Source organism: Spirulina sp. LEGE 11439 (assembly GCF_059821285.1).
Genome location: NZ_JCAMRX010000103.1, coordinates 1 through 3,100, shown reverse-complemented (window position 1 = coordinate 3,100; position 3,100 = coordinate 1). Strand labels below are relative to the sequence as shown.

General features: G+C 39.9%; 2 protein-coding genes. Both read right to left on the bottom strand.

Annotated features, from left to right (window positions below; translation table 11 throughout):
- Positions 1-2,300 (bottom strand): tetratricopeptide repeat protein (locus AC6RV6_RS29755; RefSeq protein ID WP_500244495.1); only part of this gene is annotated, 2,300 nt, incomplete at its 3' end.
- Between the two features lie 106 nt (positions 2,301-2,406).
- Positions 2,407-3,100, bottom strand: a 694-nt coding sequence (locus AC6RV6_RS29750; RefSeq protein WP_500244494.1) for a group II intron maturase-specific domain-containing protein, incomplete at its 5' end; no start/stop codon positions are given.

Sequence of the window (3,100 nt, the reverse complement as noted above, 5' to 3'; positions counted from 1 at the left end):
GTACTATTTTTTTCTTCCCTCATATTGTACCTCATATGTTCAAGAAACGCTATACCATATTTAATGATCTTTTTGATAAGATCTCTTGAGTTATCAAACTCTTGCTCGAGTTTCTCTTGATAAAAATTGGAAACAATCACTTCATCCTTCATATCAGAGTAAATGGATTGGAGGATAAATAATTGTGTTAGTTTTGGAAAGTCTTCAGCAAAATATTCAAACTCATTCTGTATTTTAGTAACAAACTCAATAATTTTATTAGATATCTCAATTCGTTGTTCTTCATCAAATGAAGTGTCAAAATTCGTTTTCTTGATTTCGGTTTCGATGTTGAAGTTGGCAAGTATTGCAGCAATCGCGTTTTGAGATTCAGCACTAAGCAGTCCCGCATTCTTCTTTAACTGTGGCGAATTAATCGTGTAGATAGCTTGTTGATAGTCACCTAAAATACTATATGTAGTTGCAATATCAAGTAATATAGATAACTCAGTGAGTGATAAGAATAGAGATAATTGTTCGTCAAACCGATCATCTTCAAATTGCCACTCTACTCTTAGTATTTTCAGGGCGTTTTCCCCAAAAATATCGATTGGATTTGTTTTATTTTTTAACTTTTGAATAGTTGCAAGGGCTTCATAGTAATTATCGAGGGCTTGTTCCGGTTCGCCAGACAATCGATAGACATGAGCCAATCTCATCCACATTAGAAGTTCGAGTCCAAGGCTATCTAATGATTGAAAGGTTTTCAAGGCTTGTTGATAAGCAGCAACAGCGAGTTTATAATCCTGATTTCCTAGATAGAAATTGCCTAAATTATTTAAAGTCAAAGCAGCTTCAACAGGACGATTTTCTCGCTTAGCAATTTCTAATACTTCTGAAAACTTAACAACGGCAAGAGATGGAGGCTCTGAAATTTCAGGGTCGAGGAAAGTGTGTAGAAAGTTTGGATTTGAATAATATTCTTCGTTTGAGCTAAAAAGATCGGTAAAGGAATCCAAGAATCGATCGGGATTCGAGATAGTTTCTTCGAGTTGTTCTCGTAGGGGAGAACCAGTATCCCAAGAAAAAAGATCTAACGCGGCAATACCAGTTTGTGACAAATGGTCTCGGTAAGGAAATCTGCTACGAAATCCCGGATTGGTCAACGATGCTTCAAGGGCAATTCCATTTTCACCGATATTCAACCCAAGATATACTTTTTGATTAAGACCATTTATATTAGAATCTTGATAATCAAGTATCCAATATATTCCATTATTATCAATGCCAAGCCCACCAGCTATCGAACCTGTATTACCTTCTTCAAGATCGACATTCACAATGACCTGAGAAGGGTTTGTTCCGGGAGAAAAAGAAAAACGAGCATCTTTAAACAGTCCCAAACTAAATACGTTTTGCAAATCGGTTTGAGCTATGTCTCGTTTAAATACTGTCTCCGGTGCGAGCTGCATTTCCCGCGTCACGACAAACGAGCGAGTCAAACCTTCAACTTCTTGCCGTTCTTCATCAAAAAAGCGAATGCGAATCTCTTCTATAACCCCTTCAGCAAACACGAGAGTGACAATCCCATCATCGCTCACATTGGGACGATCTACGACTTGAGCAAGATCGTAACCATTTTGTTGATACCACTCGTTTAACGCGATAATCCCTTCTTGCAAATTCCGAAGATTAAGAGTTTGCCCATATATCTTAGCAAAAATCTCATCAATCGCTTCTTGAGGAATTGCTGGTTCGTCAATACCTTGAGGTAGGTTTTTGACAACAACACGATTTAAAACTGGATTGACTTCCACCCGAAAGATGACTTGTACTCCTGAAGGAATATCTTTTTGTACTTGAGTGACATTGGCAAAAAATCCTGTGGCAAAAATAGCATTGACATCTTCTTGTAGTTGCCCTCGGGTGGTTGTTTGTCCCGGTTGGGTACTGATGGTATCATAAACGAGTTGTTCAAGGTCTGAAGTTAAACCTCTTCCCTCCACTACAACTTCGGTAACAAGGACTTGGGGTTCTGGTTCACTGGGAGGTTCTGTGGGAATCTCGTTTTCGAGTTGGCTTTGGGCTAGCACTTGTTGAGGGTTGGTGTTAATGCTGTTGCTAGCAAATCGTTCCATAAGTGGAGTCTTAGAGATTCCCAATTCGGTAATATTTGCCTGTTCGGAAAGTTGTGCTTCGATATGTGTGGATGCGAATGTGGATTGAGGAGCAAGTAATAGTCCGATCAAGATTAAAAGAGACGAGCAATTTTGTTTCGCTGAGGGAGATGATGAAGATAACTTGGCAAAAAAATCAATCATCTTTATTATCTAGAGTTAAAGCATTCTAATCTTAGCTTTAACTTATGGTCCATGGGTTAATTGCTGCAAAAAATTAAGTTCTATATTTTCGCCCAATGCTGTTGAACTAAGCCGGGCGATCGCTCGCCCGACTCGTCTTCAAAACGGAGCGTGAATCTTTCAATTCACTCCGCTCCTCAGTAATACAGTCCTTGTCATGAGTACCCACCTTGACCAGAGTTTTATCGTCTCTGGTTTTCTCGTGGTGACAGTATTGGTGCAGGAGTTGAAGATTATCTCTTCGATTTGTTCCACCCTTTGATTGAGGTAGAATGTGGTCGAGTTCTAACCGGTCTCCTTCGCGAAAATACAGTCCACATCGATTGCACTTCCCTTTCTGCCGTTTCAGAAGAAACGCCTTACAGCGAGGCATTTGGGGATGTTTGCCCATGCGGGAACTCCAGTAAATCAAATTCCCATCCATTGGAGAAGCACAACCCGTAACCTTCGTATGCCGGACAATTTTCGTGTCAGCATGGTTAGCGAGTTTAAGCGGATTGTTTGATTGATTGTGAGTAGCAAAACACCAGCGATCGCGACCAATGGTTCTCCAATATTTACGAGAAATCCACTTCCACGATTTATTGGGATGTCGGCGTTTAGCCCAACAAGTCAATTTCTGGTACACTAAATTATCAAGTCGGTTGAAGACTTTCTTGCTACAAGCCGATGAGAAATAATTCGACCATCCTTTGATAATGGGATTAAGGGGTCTACCGAACTTAGTATGTAAAACTAAGTTGAGAAAAGGGCATCCAACC